The 22,085-nt window shown below is 67.9% G+C and carries 21 protein-coding genes; 2 read left to right on the top strand and 19 right to left on the bottom strand.

The window, feature by feature from the left end:
* Positions 1-2 precede the first annotated feature (2 nt).
* Positions 3-1,409: a 3'-5' exonuclease gene (locus MAA8898_RS23110; RefSeq protein WP_094023391.1), complete on the top strand. Its 1,407-nt coding sequence runs from the start codon at positions 3-5 to the stop codon at positions 1,407-1,409.
* 21 nt (positions 1,410-1,430) lie between these two features.
* Here MAA8898_RS23110 and MAA8898_RS23105 read toward each other — a convergent pair whose 3' ends face one another.
* The 19 genes from MAA8898_RS23105 to MAA8898_RS23020 form a co-directional block, all read right to left on the bottom strand.
* Positions 1,431-2,267, bottom strand: a complete 837-nt coding sequence (locus MAA8898_RS23105; RefSeq protein WP_094023390.1) for a C40 family peptidase — start codon at positions 2,265-2,267, stop codon at positions 1,431-1,433.
* 178 nt (positions 2,268-2,445) lie between these two features.
* Positions 2,446-3,033, bottom strand: coding sequence for a 3-hydroxyacyl-CoA dehydrogenase family protein (locus tag MAA8898_RS23100; RefSeq protein WP_094023389.1), 588 nt, complete (start codon positions 3,031-3,033; stop codon positions 2,446-2,448).
* Positions 3,026-3,916 (bottom strand): helix-turn-helix transcriptional regulator, encoded by an 891-nt coding sequence (locus MAA8898_RS23095; protein ID WP_094023388.1) that lies wholly within the window; start codon positions 3,914-3,916, stop codon positions 3,026-3,028. Before MAA8898_RS23095 ends, MAA8898_RS23100 begins: the two co-directional genes overlap by 8 nt.
* 83 nt (positions 3,917-3,999) lie before the next feature.
* Positions 4,000-4,434 (bottom strand): acyl-CoA thioesterase, encoded by a 435-nt coding sequence (locus MAA8898_RS23090; protein WP_094023387.1) that lies wholly within the window; start codon positions 4,432-4,434, stop codon positions 4,000-4,002.
* A 106-nt stretch (positions 4,435-4,540) separates the two neighbouring features.
* A complete protein-coding gene (gene boxA, locus MAA8898_RS23085; protein ID WP_094023386.1) occupies positions 4,541-5,728 on the bottom strand; it encodes a benzoyl-CoA 2,3-epoxidase subunit BoxA in 1,188 nt (395 codons plus the stop codon).
* A 73-nt stretch (positions 5,729-5,801) separates the two neighbouring features.
* The gene (locus tag MAA8898_RS26440; RefSeq protein ID WP_176445294.1) at positions 5,802-5,966 is read right to left on the bottom strand and encodes a hypothetical protein; all 165 of its coding nucleotides are present in this window, start codon (positions 5,964-5,966) and stop codon (positions 5,802-5,804) included.
* Between the two features lie 130 nt (positions 5,967-6,096).
* Positions 6,097-7,548, bottom strand: a complete 1,452-nt coding sequence (gene boxB, locus MAA8898_RS23080) for a benzoyl-CoA 2,3-epoxidase subunit BoxB (protein ID WP_094023385.1) — start codon at positions 7,546-7,548, stop codon at positions 6,097-6,099.
* A 131-nt stretch (positions 7,549-7,679) separates the two neighbouring features.
* On the bottom strand, positions 7,680-9,341 hold the full coding sequence (gene boxC, locus MAA8898_RS23075; RefSeq protein WP_094023384.1) for a 2,3-epoxybenzoyl-CoA dihydrolase: 1,662 nt from the start codon (positions 9,339-9,341) through the stop codon (positions 7,680-7,682).
* A gap of 126 nt (positions 9,342-9,467) precedes the next feature.
* The gene (locus MAA8898_RS23070; protein ID WP_094023383.1) at positions 9,468-9,893 is read right to left on the bottom strand and encodes a DUF309 domain-containing protein; all 426 of its coding nucleotides are present in this window, start codon (positions 9,891-9,893) and stop codon (positions 9,468-9,470) included.
* 6 nt (positions 9,894-9,899) lie between these two features.
* Positions 9,900-10,718 carry an alpha/beta fold hydrolase gene (locus tag MAA8898_RS23065; RefSeq protein WP_094023382.1) on the bottom strand — a complete coding sequence of 273 codons (819 nt, stop codon included), beginning with the start codon at positions 10,716-10,718 and terminating at the stop codon, positions 9,900-9,902.
* Positions 10,718-12,259 carry a benzoate-CoA ligase family protein gene (locus MAA8898_RS23060; protein WP_094023381.1) on the bottom strand — a complete coding sequence of 514 codons (1,542 nt, stop codon included), beginning with the start codon at positions 12,257-12,259 and terminating at the stop codon, positions 10,718-10,720. The genes MAA8898_RS23065 and MAA8898_RS23060 overlap by 1 nt, the downstream gene beginning before the upstream one ends.
* A gap of 191 nt (positions 12,260-12,450) precedes the next feature.
* Complete coding sequence (locus MAA8898_RS23055; protein ID WP_094023380.1) at positions 12,451-14,238, bottom strand: feruloyl-CoA synthase; 1,788 nt, start codon at positions 14,236-14,238, stop codon at positions 12,451-12,453.
* A gap of 9 nt (positions 14,239-14,247) precedes the next feature.
* Positions 14,248-15,009 carry an SDR family NAD(P)-dependent oxidoreductase gene (locus MAA8898_RS23050; RefSeq protein WP_094023379.1) on the bottom strand — a complete coding sequence of 254 codons (762 nt, stop codon included), beginning with the start codon at positions 15,007-15,009 and terminating at the stop codon, positions 14,248-14,250.
* A gap of 92 nt (positions 15,010-15,101) precedes the next feature.
* Positions 15,102-16,418, bottom strand: a complete 1,317-nt coding sequence (locus MAA8898_RS23045; RefSeq protein WP_094023378.1) for a TRAP transporter large permease — start codon at positions 16,416-16,418, stop codon at positions 15,102-15,104.
* A complete protein-coding gene (locus tag MAA8898_RS23040) occupies positions 16,415-17,020 on the bottom strand; it encodes a TRAP transporter small permease (RefSeq protein ID WP_176445293.1) in 606 nt (201 codons plus the stop codon). The genes MAA8898_RS23045 and MAA8898_RS23040 overlap by 4 nt, the downstream gene beginning before the upstream one ends.
* Before the next feature lie 66 nt (positions 17,021-17,086).
* Positions 17,087-18,142 (bottom strand): TRAP transporter substrate-binding protein, encoded by a 1,056-nt coding sequence (locus MAA8898_RS23035; RefSeq protein WP_094023377.1) that lies wholly within the window; start codon positions 18,140-18,142, stop codon positions 17,087-17,089.
* A gap of 521 nt (positions 18,143-18,663) precedes the next feature.
* Positions 18,664-19,656 (bottom strand): inositol 2-dehydrogenase, encoded by a 993-nt coding sequence (gene iolG / locus MAA8898_RS23030; RefSeq protein WP_094023399.1) that lies wholly within the window; start codon positions 19,654-19,656, stop codon positions 18,664-18,666.
* Positions 19,657-19,826: 170 nt separating this feature from the next.
* Complete coding sequence (locus tag MAA8898_RS23025) at positions 19,827-20,639, bottom strand: N-acyl homoserine lactonase family protein (protein ID WP_094023376.1); 813 nt, start codon at positions 20,637-20,639, stop codon at positions 19,827-19,829.
* The gene (locus tag MAA8898_RS23020; protein WP_094023375.1) at positions 20,636-20,926 is read right to left on the bottom strand and encodes a putative quinol monooxygenase; all 291 of its coding nucleotides are present in this window, start codon (positions 20,924-20,926) and stop codon (positions 20,636-20,638) included. The genes MAA8898_RS23025 and MAA8898_RS23020 overlap by 4 nt, the downstream gene beginning before the upstream one ends.
* Positions 20,927-21,019: 93 nt before the next feature.
* On the opposite strand from MAA8898_RS23020, the gene MAA8898_RS23015 reads away from it, so the two are divergent.
* Positions 21,020-22,051 carry a Gfo/Idh/MocA family protein gene (locus tag MAA8898_RS23015; RefSeq protein ID WP_094023374.1) on the top strand — a complete coding sequence of 344 codons (1,032 nt, stop codon included), beginning with the start codon at positions 21,020-21,022 and terminating at the stop codon, positions 22,049-22,051.
* Positions 22,052-22,085 lie beyond the last annotated feature (34 nt).

Here is a 22,085-nt window from a genome sequence, read left to right as displayed (position 1 = left end):
CGATGACCCGGCTCAGTCTCCGCCTGCGCATCTTCCTGTTCTTCTGCCTGCTCGCGCTGGGCGGCGCGGCGCTTGTCGTGGGCGCGCTCTGGGCGGGACATGCCCGGGCGCTGTCCACCAGTGTCACCAACGGCTTTGTCTTCGCCGGCATTCTCTCCGTCCTCGGCCTGGTCGCGCTGACCGCCGGGGTCTGGCTGCTGTTCGACGAGAACGTGGCCAAGCCGATCGAGCGTCTGTCCGCGACCCTGCGGGTGCGCGCCCATGCCGGCCTCACCTGCGAGATCGACGCCGAAGCGGCGCGCTACCTGGGCGACCTGGCCCCGGCCGCCAACGCGATCACCGCCGCGCTGTCGGACAGCAACGTCACCACCGCCGAGCGCATCGCCGCCGAAACCAGCCGGCTCGAGGCGGAAAAGGCCCGGCTGACCGCGCTGCTGACGGAAATCCCCGTCGCCACCCTGCTGATCAACGCCGACGACCAGATCGTTCTGTATGACGGCCAGGCCGCCGAGATCCTGGCCCAGCAGGCCATGCCGCGCCTGAACGCGCCCCTGGTGGACTATTTCGACCCCGCCGACCTCAAGGCCGCCCGCACCGCACTGGACAAGACCGGCAAGGAGATCACCCGCACCCTGATGGGCCTCGACGGGCAGCAAAGCTACGACGCGCGGCTGAAACCGATGCAGGGCGGCGGCTACATGATGGTGATCGACGCCGCCCATATCGAGATCCCGCCCGAGGCGGCGCGCCCGCTGGTCTACGATTTCGACCTGATGGAGGCCCGCAGCGGCCGCGCCATCGACGACCAGCCCCTGCGGCGGCTGACCTTCACCGTCTTCGACACCGAGACGACCGGCCTGTTGCCGCACAAGGACGAGATCGTGCAGATCGGCGCGGTGCGGGTGGTGAACGGCCGCATCGTCGCGAGCGAACGCTTTGACCAGCTGGTCAACCCCGGCCGCCCGATCCCGCCCGCCTCCACCAAGGTGCACAAGGTGTCGGACGCGATGGTGCAGGGCAAGCCCGACATTGCCCGCGCCGGGCGGCAGTTCCACGCCTTTGCGCGGGATTCCGTGATCGTGGCGCACAACGCGCCCTTCGACATGGCGTTTCTGCAACGGCACAAGGGGCGCATGGGCGTGGTCTGGGATCACCCGATCCTCGACACCGTGCTGATCTCGGCGGTGCTGTTCGGCGCCTCCGAGACGCATACGCTGGACGCGCTCTGCGAGCGGCTGGACGTCACCATCCCAGAGGCGCTGCGACACACCGCCCTGGGCGACGCGCAGGCCACCGCCGAGGTGCTGGTGCGGATGCTGCCCATGCTCGAGGCGCGCGGGTTCAAGACCTTCGGTGCGGTGATCGAAGAAACACGGCGCCACGGCCGCCTGCTGGAAGACCTCAACTGACCCTGTCGCCTGGGGCGCGTCTCAGCGCGCCCCAGGCCAGGCGCGGCGGATGTGCCAGGCCAGCAGTTGCGGCGGCTGCACCCGCGCGCCGCCGCCCGGCGTCGCCTCGACATAGCCGACCAGCTGAAAGGGCAGATCGCGTGTCAGCACCCCGGCGACCACCGCATCGGGCAGGATCGTCACGCGGCCATGCACCGGGGTCCGCGGCAGTTCCGCCTCGGGGAGCATCAGCGCGATGAGTTCGGCGCAGAACAGCTGTGACCTGTCCCCGGCGTCGAAATGCATGTCAAAGGGCACCCCCATCTGCGCCAGCCCCCGGCGCAGCGACACTGCCCGGTCGATCCCGCGCGGGCGCAGGGCGACCACTGCATCGGTGTCCAGCACGATCCCCGGCGGCGACAGCCGGACACCGCCGTCCACCGCCTCGAGGTAGACCGCCCCGCCCCGGATATGCCCTTGCCAGGGCCGCAGCGCGGGCAGGTCCCAGAGGCCGGCGGCGCGCAGCTTGGCCTCCGACCCGACGTAGACCGCGCCATGGGTGAACTGCCCCGGAAGCAGGTGGCCCGAGACGCGGTTGTCCGAATGAAAGAACAGCATGTCCAGCGGGCGCAGTTCCGACTCCAGCAGCGCGGCCAGTTCGGGCTGGCGGGTCATCCGCCCGGGGCGGAACTGGATCTTGCCCACCGCGCGGATCGGTTCGACATTGGCGTCCGCCAGACGGATCAGCCAGTCGGGATAGGGCAGATCGCCGGTGCAGCAGCCGGACAGGATTTCGGCCGCAGGACGATCCGGCACAGGCGCGTCGGACAGAGGCGGGGCGGCGCAGCCGGCCAGCAGCCCGGCCAGGACGGCAGCCACCAGCGCGCGGCGGCCATGACGGGACCCTGTGCCCGGGGACCGGGAACCCCGGCCGGTTTGCTCCGAAAAAACCATGGCGCGACGATAGCCAGCGCCCTGCCCCACGGCAAACGCGCAATGCGGACCGCAGCCCCTGCGCGCACGACCTCGGCGTATCGCTGCCGACATCGGCGTCAGGTCATGTCCTCGGCGGCAAAGGCACCCGGCCTTCGTCCCGGACCCTCTCGATCAGGCGGTCGGTCCAGTCCGCGCCCATGGTCGCGGCAAAGACCAGCGGCCCGCCCCGCTCCGCCGGAAACCCCAGCGCCGCGATTGCGGCCCGGTCGATCTCTGCCGCAGCATAGCCTTCGGCCAGCAGCCCACGCGCAGCGACGATCAGCGCCGCCAGCAGACGCTCGCGGATCTGCGCCTCCGCATAATCCACCCGGGCAACCCGGTGAAAATGCGCCTCTTCCAGCGCGAGATCGGCAACGATGGGATCCTCGACCTTGCCGCCGCCGCCCGGGTAGCGATACCAGCCCGCGCCCGACTTTCGGCCCAGCTTGCCCAGCTCCATCATGCGGCGCAGGATCGGCGGGCCGCCGTCCCGCCTCCGCTCCCATGCGAGGTCGAGCCCCAGGATGTCCTCCGCCGCGAACGGCCCCCTGGCAAAGCCGAAGGCTTCCATGGCCTCGTCCACCTCCCAGGGGGTGGAGCCATGGTAGAACACCGCCTCGGCCGCGTCCCGGAACGGGCCGCGCAGCCGTTCGGACAGGACGTCAGCCAAGAAAGCCTTGCTCCGCGATCAGCGCCAGCAACCGGTCCAGCGTCACGTCCAGCGTCGCGCCGGAGGTGTCCAGCTGCGCATGGGTGCGTTCGTAGAGCACCTCGCGCGCCTGCAGGATCGACTTCAGCTGAAGCATGGCGGCGGGCTGCCCGGCCATCGGCCGCTCATCCCCCTGCGCGCGCACACGCGCCATGTGTTCTTCGGGCGTGGCTTTCAGCCAGACGGTGTGGAAATGCGCCAGCAGGCGGTTGTAGGTGGCCGGTTCCGCCACGATGCCGCCGCCCACGGCCAGGATCACCCGGTCATGCGCCGCGATCACCGCCTCCAGCGCGTCGGCCTCCAGCCGACGATAGCCCTCCTGGCCATAGAGCGCCAGGATCTCGCCCACCGGCATCCCGCCCAGCGCGGCGATTTCGCGGTTGAGTTCGACAAAGGGCACGCCCAGCGTCTGCCCCGCCATCCGGCCCAGCGTGGACTTGCCCGCCCCGCGCAACCCCACGAGGCAGAGCCGCTGCGCCCGCTGCCCGCCCGGCGCGCCCTCCAGCAGCAGCCCGCGCACCTGCGCCTGCACCTCGGCATTGGCGCGGCGGTACATCTCGGCCAGGTGCAGCGCTTCAGAGGTCCAGGGGTCCTCCTCGCTCAACAGCCAGTCGATGCGGCAGTCCAGCGCCGCCGCGACCCGCATCAAGAGGCCGATCGAGATGTTGCCCTCGCCGCTTTCCAGCTGCGCCAGGTAGCGCGGCGACACGCCGGAGGTCTCCGACAGCACGCGGCGCGGAATGCCGCGCTGTTCGCGCACCTGCCGCACCCGGTCACCCACCCGCGCCATCAGTGCCGCGACGGGATCCGGCGCCTTTGCCTCGACTATGGTGTCCTCCGCCATGGGTCGCCCGCTTTGTGAAATATAGTGCACAAGCTAACGCCCCGGCGGCGGAAAGCAACGCGCAAGGCAGGCGCGCGGCGCCCCTAGCTGCGCTTTTCTGCATCCCTCGGCAGATGCGCCTGCACAAGATCGCGGATGTCGGGCGGCGGCGCGGTCTTGGCGAAACCCGCCGCCTCGACAAAGACGCAGGTAAAGCGCCCCTCGAAACAGGTCTTGCCGCCCTGCTCGCCGTCGACGCGGAAATCGATCGAGGTCTCGCCCAGCCGCGCCGGCCAGACCCGGCACAGCAGCCGATGGCGCGGCGTGATGGGGTGGCGAAAATCCAGGCTCATGTGGACAAAGGGCGTGCCCAGCCCCCGGTCCAGTTCCAGCTGATACCAGCCCTGCCCCAGCCTGTCCTCCCACCAGGCGTTGATGGCATCCAGCGCAAAGCAGGGGATGCGCGCGGTATAGACGATCTGCGCCGGGTCGCAGTCGCCCCAGGTGACGCGGATCTCATGCGTGTAGGGACTGCTCATGCCGCGCCTCGCTGCCGGTCGGGACGCCAGCGCGCGCCCCTGGTTTCTTCTCTGTAAAAATACCCCTCCGCGACAGGCGCCACGGGGCACTCCGCCTGGCAGAGGCTCAGTAGGTTTCCACGTGATACCGCCCCTCGCCGCGCATGACGTCACGCAGCGCGGGCCAGGACTCGCCGATGCTCTCGGCGATCGAGGTAAAGGCGCTCTCGACCCCCTCCTCCATGCCGCGCAGACCGCAGACATAGATGTGCGTCCGGGGATCGGTCAGCAGCTCGGCCACGCGCTCTTCCTCGATCAGCATCCGGTCCTGCACGTATTCCTTGGCCGCGCCCGCGCGCGAATAGACCAGGTGCTGTTCCAGCACCGCGGCGGGCACCTTCTTGAGCGGGCCGAAATAGGGCAGCGACTCCGGCGCGCGCGCGCCAAAGAACATCACCATCCCGCCCGACCGCGCACCGACGCTGCGGCCACGCCGCATGGTAAAGGCGCGCATCGGCGCAGAGCCGGTGCCGGTGCAGATCATCAACAGCCGCGCCTCGGGGTCGTCCGGCATCAGGAACGTTGCCCCAAACGGGCCGGTCACCTGCACCTCGTCGCCCGGTTTCAGGTCGCAGACGTAGTTGGAACACAGCCCGCCCGCCTCGCGTTTGACCGTCAGGGAGACGTTGTTGTAATTCGGCCGCTCGCCGTCGCGCGGGCTGGAGACGGAGTAGAGCCGCGGCAGGTGCGGCTTGCCCTCGGCATCGGTGCCCGGCGGGATGATCCCGATCGACTGCCCCTCCAGCACCGGCATCGGCTGACCTCCGAAATCCAGGATGATGTGGCGGACATCGTGATCCGGATCCCTGGTCAGGCGATAGTTGCCCTGAACGGTGGCCTTGGCGGGCTTTGCCAGATTGTAGAGGTTGACCGAGGGCTTGGAGGCGCTCTTGGGGGCGACCGACTTGCCGCCCACCCCGGCGTGCGCCTCGGCCAGCAGGGCGGCCACAGCATCGTCCAGCGCCTCGATCCCGCTGTCGCCCGAGGCGCCCTCTCCCAGGTCTTCCTGCGCGGGCAGCTCGTCCCAGCCGAATTGCTCGTCCAGGCTATAGGGCGTGGCGACCACGCGCCATTCGTCGATCGAGCCGGTCGGGCAGACCGGGATGCAGTCCATGCAGAAATTGCAGATCTCGGCGTCCACCACGACGTTGTCGTCGTTATGGGTGATCGCCTGGATCGGGCAGGTCATCTCGCAAGTGTAGCAGCGGATGCAGATTTCCGGGTCGATCAGGTGCTGTTTGAGCGGCGTGGTCAAGGCGTCTCCCTCCGCGCGGGTGCCATTGCCGGCCCCGTCTTTTTGTCCTTGTCATCAAGGGGATGCGCGGCGATCAGTCGCCGCGGCCAAGCACCATCTCGGGGATGACCAGCGCGTCGATCAGGGCCTGGCACAGCCCGGTGCAGCCCTTGCAGCCGATGCAGGGGCCGGTGGCAAGATACTTCTCGCCAAAGCTCCGGCTCCGGGGCGCGTGGCCAATCAGTCGGTCGGTTTTCATGTCGGATCTTCCTGTTCGCAATAGAAGAGTCGGCGGTAGATCTTAGAGGCATCCCGGGGCGTGGCCTTGTTCTGGATCAAGAAGCGGGCGGGGTGGCAAAAGAAATCCGCCCCGCTGCCCGGTCCGCAGATCAGGCCATGTGCAGCTTGACGTATTCGAAGTCGCCCGGCTTGTTGTCGATCCCCACCTTGGGCGGCGCGATCCAGCTGGCGTATTTTCCGGGCTCGAAGCAGGGCTTCATCAGCGACTGGATGAAATCGCCGTCGGCATGGGTCGGCAGCCAGTTGGGCAGGCCCTTGTCATAGTCGTCCCCCGACACGAGATTGCCCTCGGGGTCAAAGTTCTTGCCGGAAAACACGCCGATCTTGCGGTTGAAGGCCTGGTGCGGCAGCTTCAGCTCGAACTGCACGCCGGCCTTCTCGATCAGCTTGTTCCAACGGCCGACCCCGCCAGAGGCGTCGCGGATGTAGTCATCGCGCAGCCGCATGTTGATCGCGGTCAGCGCCGGCACCTCCAGTTCGACCAGCTTGCCGTCGACGATGTCCAGCACCTTGTAGGTGTCGCCGGTCAGGCGGTGGTCGTCGTCGATCCGGGTCTCCATGTAGCGGCCCTTGATCCCCGCGTTGAAGGCATTGGCGGCATTGGTCGACACCTCCTGCCCGAACAGGTCCAGCGACAGGGTGTAGTGCAGGTTCAGCTTTTTCTGGATGGTCGGCAGGTCGATCACGCCCAGGTTGCGGATCTTGTCGATGTCGGTGGGGTCGGAAATGCCCGCCTTGACCATCGCCTCGCAGGTCGCCTGGATGGTGCGGCCCACGCCAGTCTCACCCACGAACATGTGGTGCGCTTCCTCGGTCAGCATGAAACGGCAGGTGCGGCTGAGCGGGTCAAAGCCCGACTGGGCCAGGCTCTCCAGCTGCATCTTGCCGTCGCGGTCGGTGAAATAGGTGAACATGAAGAACGACAGCCAGTCCGGCGTCTCCTCGTTGAAGGCGCCCAGCATGCGCGGCGCCTCCTCGCTGCCCGACGAACGGCGCAAGAGGTCATCCGCCTCTTCGCGGCCATCCTTGCCGAAGTACTTGAACAGCAGGTAGACCATTGCCCAGAGGTGGCGGCCCTCCTCGACGTTGACCTGGAACAGGTTGCGCATGTCGTAGAGCGACGGCGCGGTCAGGCCCAAATAACGCTGCTGCTCGACCGAGCCCGGCTCGGTGTCGCCCTGGATGACGATCAGGCGCTTCATCAGGTTGCGATATTCGCCGGGAACCTCCTGCCAGGCCGGCTGGCCGGCGTGTTCGCCGCAGGGGATGCGCCGGTCCTCGACCTGCGGCGCCAGCAGCACGCCCCAGCGGTATTCCGGCATCTTGACGTAGTCGAACTTGGCCCAGCCCTTGGGGTCCACCGACACGGCGGTGCGCAGGTAGACCATCGATTCCTGGAAATTCCGCGGGATCAGGTCGTTCCACCAGTTGATGTAGCCGGGGTGCCAGCGCTCCAGCGCCTTGAGCACCTTCTTGTCCGACGACAGGCCCACGTTGTTGGGGATCTGGGTGTCGTAGCTGACGTTGATCAGGTCGGGCATCGGGTTTCCTCCTTGGGCGGTGGGTTGGAAACCCACCCTACATCTGCGTTCAGGACCGGCGGCGCCGAGACCCGTAGGGTGGGTTTTCAACCCACCGTGCCGCGCGCCTTTAACGCGCTCCGTGTCGTGTCCTACACGCGCTCCATGCTGTAATCGCCGCGCACACCGGTGCCGTAGCGTTGCAGCGCGCCGTCCTTGCCCACCGCGTTGGGGCGGTTGAAGATCCAGTTCTGCCAGGCGGTCAGCCGGCCGAATATCCGCGTCTCCATCGTCTCTGGACCGGCAAAGCGCAGGTTGGCCTCCATCCCGGTCATGGCGTCCGGGCTGAAGCTGGCGCGTTCCTCGAGAAAGATGCGGATCTCGTCCTCCCAGTCGATGTCGTCGAGGATCATGGTCACCAGGCCCGCCTCCTCGGCGGCCTCGGCCTCCAGCGCCTCGCCCACCTTTTCGCGGGCGTTCTCCAGCGCCTCGGCATCGCCCAGGAACCGCGTCTCCAGCCGGGTCAGCCCGTTGGCCATCTTCATCGGTCCGAAGTTCGCGGCGCTCAGCGTGACCGTGGCCATCGGCCGGTTGTCGCCCTCGAATTCGTCTTCCATCATGTAGCTGCGGTCCACGGCGAACAGGATCTCGGCCAAGATGCCGGCAAAGCACGACCCATGCTCGACCAGCGCCACCATGCTGCGCGAGGTGACGTCGATCCGCTTCAGCACCCGCTTCCAGTATTGCAGCACCTCGGCAGCCAGCCAGTGCCCGGCGTTGTCCATCAGCAACTGCTCGTGTCCGGCCAGCACCTCCGGATCGCCCTGCGCGCGGAACACCATCAGGCCCAGCTCCGGCTCGTTCAGGCGCAGGTGCAGGATGGCGTCGTCCAGCTCGCGCGCGAGGCGCAGCATCCAGGCCCGCGCGCCCTGCGCGGTGAAAGCCGCCATGTCGGAGGGCGCGTCCTCTTCCGGACCCTTCAGCGTCAAAGTCACCGTGCGCGCCTTACGGTCAGCCACCACCTCCAGCGTCGAATAGGTGACCGAGCCATCCTCGTGAAAGGTCCGGTCCAGTGGCGTCAGGGTGATCCCCTGTGCCACGTCCGGTTTCGTCGACGCGGCGGCGAATTCGCGGGCGCGCGCCTGCGCCGTCTCGTCGAACTTGGAGTTCGGCACCACCTCGTCCACCAGCCGCCAGTCGACGGCGCGCTTGCCGCGCACGCCTTCCTCAGTCGAGCAGAAGACGTCGGCAAGGTCGCGCCGCACCTTGCGCTTGTCCGTCACGCGGGTCAGCCCGCCGGTGCCCGGCAGCACCGCCAGCAGCGGCACCTCGGGCAGCGCCACGTTCGAGGTGCTGTCGTCGGTCAGCATGATGTGGTTGCAGGCCAGCGCCAGCTCATAGCCGCCACCGGCGCAGGAGCCCTTGATCGCGGCGATGTATTTCTGGCCCGAGTCTTCCTCGGCCGCCTCGAAGGTGTTGCGTGTCTCGTTGGTGAACTTGCAGAAGTTGACCTTGTGGCTGTGCGCGGCGCCGCCCAGCATCCGGATGTTGGCCCCGGCGCAAAAGATGCGGTCCTTGCCGGACTGCATCACCACCACCTTCACCTCGGGGTGTTCAAAGCGCATCCGCTGCACCACGTCGGCCAGTTCGATGTCGACGCCCAGGTCGTAGGAATTCATCTTGAGCAGGTAGCCGTCGAACAGGCCGCCGTTCTCGTCCACGTCCATGTAGAGATTGGCCACCGGACCATCGTAGTCGATCCGCCAGTGGCGATAGCCGGAAGGGTCCACCTGGAAATCGATGCGTTTGGTCATGGCGTCCTGTCTCCCCCGCGTGACTGCATTATAATGCTCACGAAATGCAGGTCTATCCTATTTCGACCTAAAAGTACATGAGGAAGGTGTATTTCGGGGACTTTCCGAAAGCTCTGCGCAAACCATTTATGCATTATAATGCAACTCTTGATCTTGTACCGCCCGTTGCGCCGCCGCGATGCCCTCGGGCGTGAGGCGCATCACCTCGGCCCCACCGCGCGCCAGCGCCTCGGCCAGAATCGCCCCGGCCAGGGTGTCCAGCCGCAGCGCCGCCCTTTCGCGCCCCATCCGCCGTTTCAGCCCGGCGTTGGCCAGCTGGATCATGCCCTGCACCAGCGCGCGCTCGGCCGAATTGGCGCGCGCGGTCATCCAGACGACCTCCCAGACCTCGTGCGCCTCCCAGTAGTACCCGGCCTCGAAGAACCGCAGACCGGCGTGCCAGGCGGGGCTGTCGGGCAGCGGATCACGGACCGCCTTGAGCGCGTCATAGGCCCCCTCGGCAGGGCGCGGGGTCAGTCCCGGCAGGTAGGCGTTGCGCGGAAGGTCCAGCATCCGGGGTCAGGCCGCCGCGATCCCGGCCGCCTCGATGCGTTCCAGCCGCGCCAGGAACTCCTGTACCGCGCCCAGGGCCGCCTCGGGCTGGTCGATCTGCGGCGCGTGGCGGCAGTCATCCAGGATCAGCGTGTCGACCGGGGCGTAACTGCGTGTCTCGATCTCCTCGATCTGCGCCAGCGTGCCGTATTCGTCGTGACGCCCCTGGATCGCCAGCACCGGCACGCGCAGGTAGTCGATCACGTCGGCCACGTTCCAGGCCTTGAACCCCGGGTCGAGCCAGGCGTCGTTCCAGCCGCGAAAGGTGTGTTCCGGGTCGCGATGATACTTCGCCATCTTCTCGCGCAACGCGCCCCCGGCAAAAGCGTCCCTGGCGGCGGCGATCTGCGCCAGCCCCACATCCTCGGTGAAGACATGCGGTGCCATCAGGATCAGCCCGCGCACCCGGTGATCGGGGATCGAGCCGCCGTAGATCGCGGCGATGGTCGCCCCGTCGGAATGGCCCATCAACACGCCACGCCGAAAACCGAAACCGTCCAGCACCTCCGGCAGCACCTCGGCCGCCTCGCGCGTCATGTAGTCCAGCGGGCGCGGCAGCTCGTCCAGATCGGACTGTCCGTAGCCCGCGCGCGAGTAGACGAAGACGCCCCAGCCCGTGAGCTCGGCCAGCCGCTGCGGGAATTCCCGCCACAGCGCGAGGCATCCCAGCCCCTCGTGCAGCAGCACGATCGTCGGTGCGTCTTCCGGCGCGGGGCCAAAGCACTGCGCCTCCAGCCGCTTGCCGCCCGCCGTCACAAAGCCCTTTGCGCCGTTCGACCAGTCCATCACTCCGTCTCCCGCAGTTTGAAGCGCTGGATCTTGCCCGTCGCCGTCTTGGGCAGGTCCTCGACCACCTCGATCCAGCGCGGGTATTTCCACGCCCCAACCTTGGCCTTGACGAAGTCATTCAGCTCGGCCTTGAGCGCCTCGGCGTTCCCACCCTCCTTGAGCACGACAAAGGCCTGCGGCTTTTCCAGCCCCTCGGCATCGCGCCGGGGCACCACCGCCGCCTCCAGCACCGCCGGATGCGCGATCAGCGCCTGCTCCACCTCGAAGGGCGACACCCAGATGCCGGACACCTTGAACATGTCGTCGGTGCGCCCGCAGTAGACGTAACGGCCCGCCTCGGTGATCTCGTACTTGTCGCCGGTGCGGGTCCATTCGCCCTCGAAGGTCGCGCGGCTCTTGGACCGCTTGTTCCAGTAGCCATCCGCCGCCGAGGCGCCGCGCACCAAGAGTTCGCCCACCCCGCCGGGGGCGATCTGCCGGCCCTCCTCGTCGACGCAGCGCAGCTCGTACCCCGGCACCGGCAGGCCGGAGGTGCCGTAGACCACATCGCCGGGGCGGTTCGACAGGAAGATGTGCAGCATCTCGGTCGACCCGACACCATCGAGGATGTCGACGCCCCAGAGCCGGCGCCAGGCGTTGCCGACCTCCTCGGGCAGCGCCTCGCCCGCGGAGATGCAGCAGCGCAGGCGATGCGCGGGCACGCCGTGCTTTTCCAGCCAATGCACCGTCGCGGCATAGAGCGTCGGCACCCCACAAAAGATGGTGGGCTGTTCCTCACCGATGATGCGCGCGGCGATCTCCGGCGTCGGCCGGCCGTTGAACAGCACCGTGGTCGCGCCCACCGACAGGGGAAAGGTCATGGCGTTGCCAAGACCGTAGGCAAAGAAGATCTTGGCCACCGAGAACACGGTGTCGTCCTCGCGGATGCCCAGCACCTGCGCGCCGTAGGTGTCCGCGGTCGCCCGCAGCGCGCCGTGGACGTGGCGCACCCCCTTGGGCAACCCGGTCGAGCCGGAGGAATAGAGCCAGAAGGCGCATTCATCCTCGCCCACCTGGCGCGCGCCCTGCGGCTCGACCCCCGCCATGAAGTCGTCCCAGGTCTGAGCCCCCTCCGGCGCGGCGCCGCCGATCACCACGATGCGGCGCAGGGTGGCGCTGTCCTTGGCGGCGGGCAGCACCGTATCGAGCAGTTCGGCAGAGACGAACAGGCAGACCGCCCGGCTGTCGCGCAGGATGAAGTCATAGGCCTCGGTCGTCAGCAGCGTGTTCAGCGCGATCGGCACCACATGCGCCTTGAGCGCGCCCCAGAACAGCTGCGGATACTCGACCTGGTCCAGAACGATGCAGGCCACCCGCTCCTCGGGCCGGATGTCGGCCCGCGCCAGAGCCCCGGCGACACGGTCGCTGCCCTCGGCCAGGTCGCCGTACGTCACCGTACGCTTTTTGCCGGCCACCTCGCGAAAGGCCGGTTTGGCGCCGCGCCCTTCGCCCAGGTGGCGATCGACAAAGTAGAGCGCGGCGTTCTGGTTGTCCGTCATGGTTCCTCCCCTCGCCCGGGACGCCCCGAACGCTTGAGCCCCCCGCCGCCGTTGCCCGGCCCGGCTTTCCGGGCTCATGGCCCAAGGTGACTCTGACATGCACTATCATGCAAAAAACATCGCGTGACGCAAGTTTGCTTACGATGCCACGCACGCCAGCCCTTGATGGCGCACTATAATGCAGAATCCGCTCAGGGCCGGATCACCGCAGGATCGTCCTCCGCGTAAAGCCGCGCCAGCAGATCGGCCCGCCGCGTCAGCACCTTGCGGTAGTTGAGATTGCCCTTGGCGGTTATTTCGCCATTACCCAGCGAGGGCGGTTCGGCCAGCACCAGCGCCCGTGCCACCCGAGTCGAGGAACCGTGCCCCGACCGCAGGCGCAGCCGTTCGGCCAGCGCCTCCCGCAGGGCCGGGCCCTCCAGCACGCCCCCCGACGCGGTCCCCATCGACACCGCCGCCGGTGCGGGAAAGACCAGCACCCCGATCTCTGCCCGGTCCGCCCCGCACAGCACGATGTCCTGCGCCAGGGGGGCCAGTTCCGCCAGCAGTTCCAGCCGCAGCGAGGCCGCCCGCACCCAGGTGCCGGTCATCAGCTTGAAGTCCTCCGAGATGCGCCCGTCAAAGCGCATTCCCTTCGCCAGGTCCTGAGGATCGACAAAACGCACCGCGTCCCCGGTGAGAAAGAACCCCTCGTCATCGAAGGCCGCCGCCGTCTTTTGGGGATCGTCGAGGTAGCCGGGCATGACGTTCGGCCCCCGCACCCGGATCTCGCAGCGCATCTCACCATCCGGGATCAGCTTGACCTCGACCCCGGTCATCGGCACGCCGATGATGCCCGACATGGTGGTCGGTTCGTGCTGGATCAGGCAGGCGGGCGCGGTCTCGGTCAGGCCCCAGGACGAATTCATCAGCGGCACCGCGCCGCGCACCTCGCGCGCCATGTCCTCGAGATCGGCCCAGACATCCTGCGGCAGCGAGGCGCCGGCGTAGAACAGCATGTCGAGGTCCTCGAAATACCGCCGCCGCAGGTCCACGTCGCTCTTCATGGCGTCGCGCAGCATGGCAAAGCCCACGGGCACGTTGAAGGCCAGCGTGCCGTTCACCAGGCGGTTGTTCTCGAAGGTCTCGGAAATCTTCGCCGGGATCGGCTTGCCGCCGTCGATGTAGAGCGCGCCGCCGTTGGCGAGCATCATGTTGAAGTTGTGCGACCCGCCAAAGACATGGTTCCACGGCAGCCAGTCGACGATGCGCGGCGGCCGGACCTTCAGGAACGGCAGCGCGTCGGCGATCTGCGCCTGGTTGGCGCACATCATGCCCTGCGTCGTGATCACCGCCTTGGGGTGCGAGGTCGACCCCGAGGTCATCAGGTATTTCGCCACCGTCTCCGGCCCGACCGCGGCAAAGACCGTGGCCACCGCCGCCGCGTCCGAGCGCATCAGCAACTGGTCCAGCGGCGTCTGCCCCGGTTGCGCGTTGCGCGCCACCACCCTTTCGACCCCGTCAAAGAGGTCATGGCCAAGGGCCGCCGCAAAGCGCGCGCCGTCGTCGGCAAAGACCAGTCCCGGGCGCACCAGCCGCGCGCAATGCTCCAGCTGCGGCCAGGCGCCGGGGATCAGCGCGTATTGCTCGGCCAGCGGCACCGTGGGCACGCCGACATGCTGCGCCGCCAACGTCAGAATCCCATGATCCACCCCGTTGCCCGACAGGATCAGGATCGGCGTTTGCGGTCCCAGCCCCCGTTCCAGCAGCGCCGCCGCCAGCAGGCGCACGATCTCGCGCGCCTCGGCGTAGCGCACCTCGCGCCAGCCCGCGCCCGAGCGTTCTGCCAGAAAGACCGCGTCCGGCGTGGCATCCGCCCAATGCTCCAGCCAGTCGCCGGTACAGCGCGCGGGCGCGCTCATCTCGTGGCCCGAGCGCAGCAGGATGCTGCCGTCGGCACGGTCCTCGCGGTGGACGGCGTGTCGGCGGTACGCGGTCATGACCCGCCCTCAGCGCTGCGGCAGGCGCACCGCCGCGTCCAGGCGGATGGTGGTGCCGTTGAGATAGGGGTTGGCGACGATCTGGCTGACCATCTGCGCATATTCCGCCGGATCGCCCAGCCGGTGCGGAAAGGGGATGTTGGCGACGATCCCGGCGGTCGTTTCCTCCGGCAGCCCCTCCATCATCGGCGTGTTGAACAGCCCCGGCGCGATCGCCATGACCCGTACACCCTGTTTCGCCATCTCGCGCGCGGCGGGCAGGCACATGGCGGCAATCGCGCCCTTGGAGGCCGCATAGGCCGCCTGCCCCACCTGCCCGTCCTGCCAGGCGATGGAGGCGGTGTTGACGATCACCCCGCGCTCACCGGTTTCCAGCGGGTCCAGCGCCATCATCTCGCGCGCGGCGTGGGACATGACGAAATAGGTGCCCATCAGGTTCACCCGAATGGTCTTTTCGAACAGGCCGGTCGACAGCGCCCCGTCGCGCCCGACGATCCGCGCGGCCAGGCCGATGCCGGCGCAGCTGACCGCCACACGCGGCGGGCCCAGCCGCTCCACGATCTCGGCCATGGCCGCCGCGACCGATGCCTCGTCGCCCACATCCGTCCTGACCGCGTGGCCGCCGATTTCCGCGGCCACCGCCGCGGCGCGCTCACCGTCGAAATCGAGGATGCCCACGCGCGCGCCCTCGGACGCCAGCCGCCGCGCCGTCGCCGCCCCCAGACCGCTCGCGCCCCCCGAAACCACCGCCACGAGCCCCGTGATGTCCATGTTTCTCTCCTCCCCGTCAGGCCGGGTTTCTTCTCTGTCCAAATACTCCCGGGGGGAGTCGACCGCAGGTCGACAGGGGGGCAGCGCCCCCTTTAACCCGGTATCAGAAACAATGTGATCGCCGGAAAGGCCACCAGCAGCACCACCCGCACCAGGTCCGACGCGACATAATACAGCACCGCGCGATACGTCTCGCCCATCGGTGTCTCCGGGTCCATCGCGTTGATCACGAACAGGTTCATCCCCACCGGCGGCGTGATCAGCCCGACCTCGACCACGATCAGCACCAGGATGCCGAACCAGATCGCCACGTGTTCCGGCGACAGGCCGAAATCCAGCGCCGAGATCACCGGAAAGAAGATCGGGATCGTCAGCAGGATCATCGACAGGCTGTCCATGAAGCAGCCCAGCAGCAGGTAGATCACCAGGATCACCGCCAGCACGGCAATCGGCGCCAGGCCGAGCTCGACCACCCAGGCCGACAGCTGCTGCGGCACCTGCGTGCGGGCCAGGAACAGGTTGTAGAAGGCCGCGCCGAAGACGATGAAGAAGATCATCGCCGAGGACCGCGCGGTGTCGGCAAAGCTGTCCAGCAGGGTGCGAAAGGTCAGTCCGCCGCTGACCAGCGCGATGATCCCGGTGCCCAGCGCCCCCACCGCAGCCCCTTCGGTCGGGGTAAAGATGCCGCCGTAGATGCCGCCCACCACTGCCACGAACACCAGCAGCACTGGCCAGACGTCAACCAGCGCGCGCAGGCGGCCGGCCATGGGCACGGGTTCGCGCACGCCGGCGGCGCCGGGGTGCACCCGGACATAGATCGAGATGGCGATCATGTAGCCGATGGCGGCGATGATGCCGGGGATGAAGGCCGCGAGGAACAGCTTGGCGATGTTCTGTTCGGTCAGGATGGCATAGATCACCAGCACGACCGAGGGCGGGATCAGGATGCCCAGCGTGCCGCCCGCCGCCAGCGTGGCGGTGGAAAACCCGCCCGCGTAGCCGTAGCGCTTGAGCTCCGGCAGGGCGACGCGGCTCATGGTGGCCGCCGTCGCCAGCGACGAGCCGCAGATCGCGCCGAACCCGGCGCAGGCGCCGATGGCGGCCATGGCCACCCCGCCGCGCCGGTGGCCCAGCCAGCTTTCGGCGGCCTTGAACAGCGACTGGCTCATGCCGCCCAGCGTGGCGAAATAGCCCATCAGCAGGAACATCGGCACGATCGACAGCGAGTAGTTCGAAAAGGTCGAATAGGTCAGGTCCTTGAGCTGCGCCAGCGGCAGCCGCGTGCTGCCCATGACAAAGTAGAAGCCCAGGAAACCGGTGCCGAACATCGCCAGGCCAATCGGCACCCGCAGGAAGATCAGCAGCAAGAGCGCGGGAAACGACCAGATGCCGATTTCGAGGTTGCTCAATGGTTCGCTCCCAGCGCGTTCGGCGCGACAAGGCGCCCGGTCAGGAATTCATACAGCCGCAGGATCACCATGTAGATGCTGACCGCCGCCGCCAGTACCGCGCCGAACAGGCTGGCCGCGTAGGCCCACCAGACCGGGAACTCCAGCAGCAGCGAGGTCTGCACCGCGCCAAAGCCGTTGGGCATCTTGCGCGCCATCCCCTCGTTCAGCTGCACCGCGATCACCACCATCGCCACGGCCATGGCCAGCGCGATCAGCACGTCGAGAAACTGGTTGACCCGGCGTGGCAGGCGGTTGGTGAAGACATCGACCGAGGCATGACCCATGGTCACCTGGCAGAACGGCAGGAAGGCGAAGATCGCAAAGGCCATGCCGGCCTCGACCAGTTCGTAGTCGCCGCGCACCGCCCCCAGGCCCGCATCCAGCACCCCCTGCGCCAGTCCGGGCAGAAAGCCCGCCGCCACCATCGCGTGCAGCGCCGAGTTGGCGGCGCGGCCCAGGATCGACAGGCAGGTGATCAGGATCAGCGCCAGCAGCACCAGCCCGCCGATCAGCGCCGTCAGGCGCGCCACGTTGAAAACGATGCGGTGCAAAGCCATCATCGCCGCCGTCCCCTCTGCTGTGCAGAAAGGGGCCGCGCCGTGCCGCGCGGCCCCCGGTTCCCAGCCTTACTTGGCAAAGGTGTCCATGTCCGGCGTGTATTCCGCCATCAGCGCCTTGGCCTCGTCGATCAGCGCCTGGCCGTCGATGCCCTTGGACTGCATGTCGGCGATCCAGGTCTCGTAGATCGGCTGCACGATCTCGCCCCACTCGGCGGCGTCCTCCTCGGACACGGTGACGATGTTGTTGCCACGGTCCACCGCGACCTGGCGCGCCGGGGCATCATAATCCGCCTGCGTGCCGCCCGCGAAGATCGAGAAGGCCTGCCCCGAGTTGTCGTCGATCACCTTGCGCAGGTCGTCCGGCAGGCTGTCGTAGCGGTCCTTGTTCATGGCCAGCACAAAGGTCAGGTTGTACAGCGCGGGACCGTCGAACTCGGTGTGGTTCGACACAAGTTCCGGCACCTTCAGCGCGGTCGTGACCTCCCACGGGATGGTCGTGCCGTCGATCACGCCCTTGGACAGCGCCTCGGGGATCGCGGGCACCGGCATGCCGATCGGCTCGGCGCCGACGCGGGTCAGCAGTTCGTTCACGAGGCGGGATCCGCCGCGGATCTTCATGCCTTCCAGGTCGGAAGGACGGCTCACCGGCTTGTTGGTATGGAACATGCCCGGTCCATGAACCCAGGTGCCGATGATGTGGACATCGGCGAATTCGCCGTCCTTCATGTGCTCGTCGAACATCTTCCAGTAGGCGTAAGAGGCCGCGCGGGCGTCCGACACCATGAAGGGCAGTTCAAAGACCTCCGTCGTGGGGAAGCGGCCGGGCGTGTAGCCCACCACCGTCCACACCACGTCGGCGATGCCGTCGATGGCCTGGTCGATCAGCTCGGGCGGGGTGCCACCCAGCTGCATCGAGGGATAGCGCTCGATCTTGATGCGTCCCTCGGAGTCGGCTTCGACCTTGTCCGCCCAGACGTCGAGGACGTGCTTGGGCACGTTGGCCTGCGCCGGCAGGAACTGGTGCAGGGTCAGCGTGACCTCCTGCGCCATGGCGGCGGTGGTGGTCATCATCGCGGCCATCGCGGCCCCGGCAATGCCCAGAAGGGTTCTGCGTGTGGTCATGGTGTGGTTCCTCCCTGGATGACCTTGTTGCGCCCCGGTCGCGGTCGCGTGCGGGGCGGTTATCTCGGATCGAGCGGCATCGGACGGCGCCCGTCACGGACGGCGCACTGCGCGCGGCGATCGACAGCATGGGGTATCGCGGGCATTGGCCTGTTCTCCGCATCGACGGGTTGCAGGCCCGGGGCCAGCCGCCGCGCGGCGTCTTGCGGGACGTGCCGGGCTGCTGCGGCACGGTGCACCGCCACACTGCCCAAAGCCCCTGTGCGAATCTCCATTCTGACCTCCCCTCCAGAATGCAGCCCGCGCGCGCCGGGCTTTTGCAGAAAATTGCACGACCTGCACTATATCGCAACATATTTCCCGCCCGCGCGGTCGGTTTTAGAATGGCGGCACGGTTTTTTCCATCGCCCGCAACCGGCCCGGACATGGGAGCAGGTTCCAGACACCTTGTCCAGAACCCTTCCACAAGGAAACAAAATCCGGAGATGGGGGCGCGCGTGTCGTGAGGCGCGCCCGCCGTCTCAGGCCAGCGTGACGGCCTTGCCGGTCCGTGCCGATTCCAGCGCCGCGTCGGCCAGTTCCAGCGCCTTGAGCCCGTCCAGCCCGGTGGTCGGCAGCGCGCCGCCGGTGTTGACCGCCTTGACGAAGGCGGCGATCTCGTTGGCGTAGGCGGCGGCGTAACGATCCATGAAGAAGTTCAGCAGCGGCGGACGGGTATAGCCCTTGCCGCCCGAGACTTCGACCGTGCTTTCGTGCCGGTTGGCGGCGGCGGCCATGCCGTCCGAGCCATGCACCTCGATCCGCTGGTCATAGCCATAGGTGGCGCGGCGCGAGTTGGTGATGACCGCCTGCTTGCCGCTGGCGGTCTTCAGGATGACATTGACGCTGTCATAGTCGCCCAGCGCGCCGATCTCGGGGTCCACCAGGACCGAGCCCTGCGCCATGACGGTCACCGGCTCTTCGCCCAGCAGCCAGCGGGCCATGTCGAAGTCGTGGATGGTCATGTCGCGAAAGATCCCGCCCGAAACCTTGATGTAGGCGGCCGGCGGCGGGCCGGGGTCGCGCGAGGTGATGACCACCATCTCGACCTTGCCGATGTGGCCTTCGTCGATCGCGGCCTTGACCGACATGAAGTCCGGGTCAAAGCGGCGGTTGAAGCCGACCATCAGCTTGGCCCCGGTCGCCTCGACCGTCTTCAGCGCCTGCCGGACGCGTTCGGCCGACAGGTCGACCGGCTTTTCGCAAAAGATCGCCTTGCCCGCCTTGGCGAATTTCTCGATCAGGTCGGCATGGGTGTCGGTCGGTGTGCAGATGGCGACGGCGTCGATGTCGTCGCTGGCGGCGATCTCGTCGATGCTGCGCAGCGCGCAGCCGTAGCGCGCGGCCATGTCGTCGGCCGCCTTCTGGAACGGCTCGGCCAGCGCGACGAACCGCGCCCCCGGCGTGGACGAAATCGCGCGGGCATGGGCCTGGCCGATGCGGCCGGCGCCCAGGATGGCAAATCCAAGTGTCATGTCTCTCTCCCGAAAAAGGGCCGTCGCGGCGCGGCCTTCGCCCGCGCGGTCCCCCGCGATATGCCGCGCGCCCGCGTCCCCGGGCAAGCCACCCGCCCCCGCCCTGAGCGATTTTCTATCTTTCCTGCGAGGCCGCCCTCCGCGTCGCCTCGTCAGGATGTCAAAGCGTCTCACGGCCCGAACAGCGCAGGCGTGATCGCCTCCTGCGGGCCGGGGTCCAGCCGGGTGATGTGCCCGGTCACCCCCGCCGGGAACAGCCGCCGCACCAGCGGATCGTGCCCCGGCACCACCAGTTCGCGCCGCGAGGCCAGCCGTTCCAGCAGGCCAAAGCCGTCCAGCATGTCCTGAAGGTCGACCACGATGGGAAAGGGTTTGCGCAGCCAGAAATTCTCGTAGTAATGCGTCGCGTCCGAGGCCAGCACCATCCAGCCCGCCTGCGTGCGCACCCGCACCGCCTGAAGGCCGCGGGAATGCCCGCCGACCTTGTGCACCGTCACGCCCTCGGCGATCTCGGCGTCGCCATCGTGAAACACCACCTTGCCGGAATAGAGCCGCTTTACCGCCTCGCAGACATGCGCGGCGGTAAAGGGCATGCGCAGCGTGTCGTGGCACATGCAGGGGCCGGTGGCATAGGCCATCTCGGCGGCCTGCATGTGCAGCGTGGCGTTGGGAAACAGGTGCAGCCCGCCCGCGTGGTCGTAATGCAGATGCGTGACGATCAGCTGCGTCACCGCCTCGGGCGCGATGCCCAGCGGGCGCAGCGCCTCGACCGGGTCCAGCCGGATCGGCCGCGACCGCGCCCTGCCCTCCTCGACGTCATAGCCGGTGTCCACCAGGATCACCTCGGCCCCGCGCCGCAGCAGCCAGATGAAATAGTCCATCGGGTGCGGCACATCGTGGTTGTCGTCAAAGATGAAGCTGTCCTTGCGCCGCCGCGCCGCGCGGTCGGCGTAGCGGACGGCGTGCACTTCCCACGTACTCATCGGTACACCTCGCCGTAGGTCATCACCGACTTTGACGCCACCAGCGGCGCGCTCGCCCGGTCGAAGTCGATGAAATGAGGGGTGGTCATATGCACCTCGAAGGCGGCCGCGTCGTCGTAGATCTCGTAGAGAAAAACCTCTGTCGGGCGCGCCGGATCGGCGCAGACGTCGAACTGCCGGCAGCCCGGCTCATCCCGCACGGAGGCATGGGCGTTCTGCCGGATCAGGTCCAGGAAAGCCTCTCGCACCTCGGGTTTGATTTCGAAACTGACCACCACCGCGAACATCCCTGCGCCCTCCCACTGGCCCTGTCTGCCGTCACTGTAGGCAGCCCGCGCGCCCCGGTCTATGGTTCAGGCACAGACGACGGGAGGCATGGCATGGCAACAGATCGGATCAGGGTCGCCGGGCTGGGCGCGGGCTATTTCAGCCGGTTCCACTATGACGCCTGGCGGCGCATCCCGGAGGCCATGCTGGTCGCCGCCTGCGACCGCGACATCGACAAGGCCCGCGCCACCGGGGCCGCCGCCTACGACGACCTCGCCACGATGCTGCGCGCCGAACGGCCGGACCTGCTGGACGTGATCCTGCCCCCCGTGGCGCAGGCCGCCGCGATCCGCACCGCGCTGAGCGAAGGGGTGCGCGCGATCATCTGCCAGAAACCGTTTGCCACCTCGCCCGAGGAGGCACGCGCCCTCACCGAAGAGGCCGAAGCCGCCGGCGCCCTGCTGGTGATCCACGAGAATTTCCGCTTCCAGCCGTGGTACAGGACGCTGAAGACCCGCCTCGACGCGGGTGAGATCGGAACCGTACAGCAGGTTACGTTTCGCCTGCGCCCCGGCGATGGCCAGGGTCCACGCGCCTACCTCGACCGCCAACCCTATTTCCAGCAGATGCCGCGTTTCCTGGTGCATGAGACGGCGGTGCACTGGATCGACAGTTTTCGCTACCTGCTTGGGCCGCCGACAGCCGTCTATGCCGACCTGCGCCGCCTGAACCCGGTCATCGCGGGCGAGGATGCCGGCGTGATCCTGTTCGATTTCGCCAGCGGCGCGCGCGCGCTGTTCGACGGCAACCGCCATCTCGACCATGCTGCCGAGAACACCCGCTGCACCATGGGCGAGGCGCTCGCCGAAGGCACGCAGGGCACCATCACCCTGACCGGCGACGGCGCGCTGCACCTGCGCCGCTTCGGCGCGCTGACCTCGGAGACGATCCTGCCGCCGGACCGCAGCGGCACCTTTGGCGGCGACTGTGTCCATGCCCTGCAAAGCCACGTCGTCGCCTGCCTGCACGGCGGCACAGAACCCGAGAACACCGCCCGCGCCTACCTGCCGGTGATCGACATCGAGCAGGCTGTCTACGCCTCCGCCGCCGAGGGCCGCAAGATCGCCCTCGACACCCTGCCGTAGGGTGGGGTTTCACCCCACCGCCCGCGCATCCCCG

The organism is Antarctobacter aquimaris, assembly GCF_900184945.1.
Taxonomy (GTDB): Bacteria; Pseudomonadota; Alphaproteobacteria; order Rhodobacterales; family Rhodobacteraceae; genus Maliponia; species Maliponia aquimaris.
The sequence above is the reverse complement of the archived record's forward strand: the minus strand, read 5'-3'. Positions and strand labels throughout refer to the sequence as shown.

Excerpts from the sequence above, each read along its gene's own strand:
- MAA8898_RS23040 (WP_176445293.1), bottom strand. The coding sequence starts at position 17,020 with ATGATGGCTTTGCACCGCATCGTTTTCAACGTGGCGCGCCTGACGGCG.
- MAA8898_RS23025 (WP_094023376.1), bottom strand. The coding sequence starts at position 20,639 with ATGAGTACGTGGGAAGTGCACGCCGTCCGCTACGCCGACCGCGCGGCG.
- MAA8898_RS23020 (WP_094023375.1), bottom strand. The coding sequence starts at position 20,926 with ATGTTCGCGGTGGTGGTCAGTTTCGAAATCAAACCCGAGGTGCGAGAG.
- MAA8898_RS23110 (WP_094023391.1), top strand. The coding sequence starts at position 3 with ATGACCCGGCTCAGTCTCCGCCTGCGCATCTTCCTGTTCTTCTGCCTG.
- boxB (WP_094023385.1), bottom strand. The coding sequence starts at position 7,548 with ATGCCCGACCTGATCAACGTCAGCTACGACACCCAGATCCCCAACAAC.
- MAA8898_RS26440 (WP_176445294.1), bottom strand. The coding sequence starts at position 5,966 with ATGAAAACCGACCGACTGATTGGCCACGCGCCCCGGAGCCGGAGCTTT.
- MAA8898_RS23060 (WP_094023381.1), bottom strand. The coding sequence starts at position 12,259 with ATGACGGACAACCAGAACGCCGCGCTCTACTTTGTCGATCGCCACCTG.
- MAA8898_RS23050 (WP_094023379.1), bottom strand. The coding sequence starts at position 15,009 with ATGGACATCACGGGGCTCGTGGCGGTGGTTTCGGGGGGCGCGAGCGGT.
- MAA8898_RS23035 (WP_094023377.1), bottom strand. The coding sequence starts at position 18,142 with ATGACCACACGCAGAACCCTTCTGGGCATTGCCGGGGCCGCGATGGCC.
- iolG (WP_094023399.1), bottom strand. The coding sequence starts at position 19,656 with ATGACACTTGGATTTGCCATCCTGGGCGCCGGCCGCATCGGCCAGGCC.
- MAA8898_RS23070 (WP_094023383.1), bottom strand. The coding sequence starts at position 9,893 with ATGCTGGACCTTCCGCGCAACGCCTACCTGCCGGGACTGACCCCGCGC.
- MAA8898_RS23015 (WP_094023374.1), top strand. The coding sequence starts at position 21,020 with ATGGCAACAGATCGGATCAGGGTCGCCGGGCTGGGCGCGGGCTATTTC.
- MAA8898_RS23090 (WP_094023387.1), bottom strand. The coding sequence starts at position 4,434 with ATGAGCAGTCCCTACACGCATGAGATCCGCGTCACCTGGGGCGACTGC.
- MAA8898_RS23055 (WP_094023380.1), bottom strand. The coding sequence starts at position 14,238 with ATGACCGCGTACCGCCGACACGCCGTCCACCGCGAGGACCGTGCCGAC.
- MAA8898_RS23095 (WP_094023388.1), bottom strand. The coding sequence starts at position 3,916 with ATGGCGGAGGACACCATAGTCGAGGCAAAGGCGCCGGATCCCGTCGCG.
- boxC (WP_094023384.1), bottom strand. The coding sequence starts at position 9,341 with ATGACCAAACGCATCGATTTCCAGGTGGACCCTTCCGGCTATCGCCAC.
- MAA8898_RS23065 (WP_094023382.1), bottom strand. The coding sequence starts at position 10,718 with ATGGACTGGTCGAACGGCGCAAAGGGCTTTGTGACGGCGGGCGGCAAG.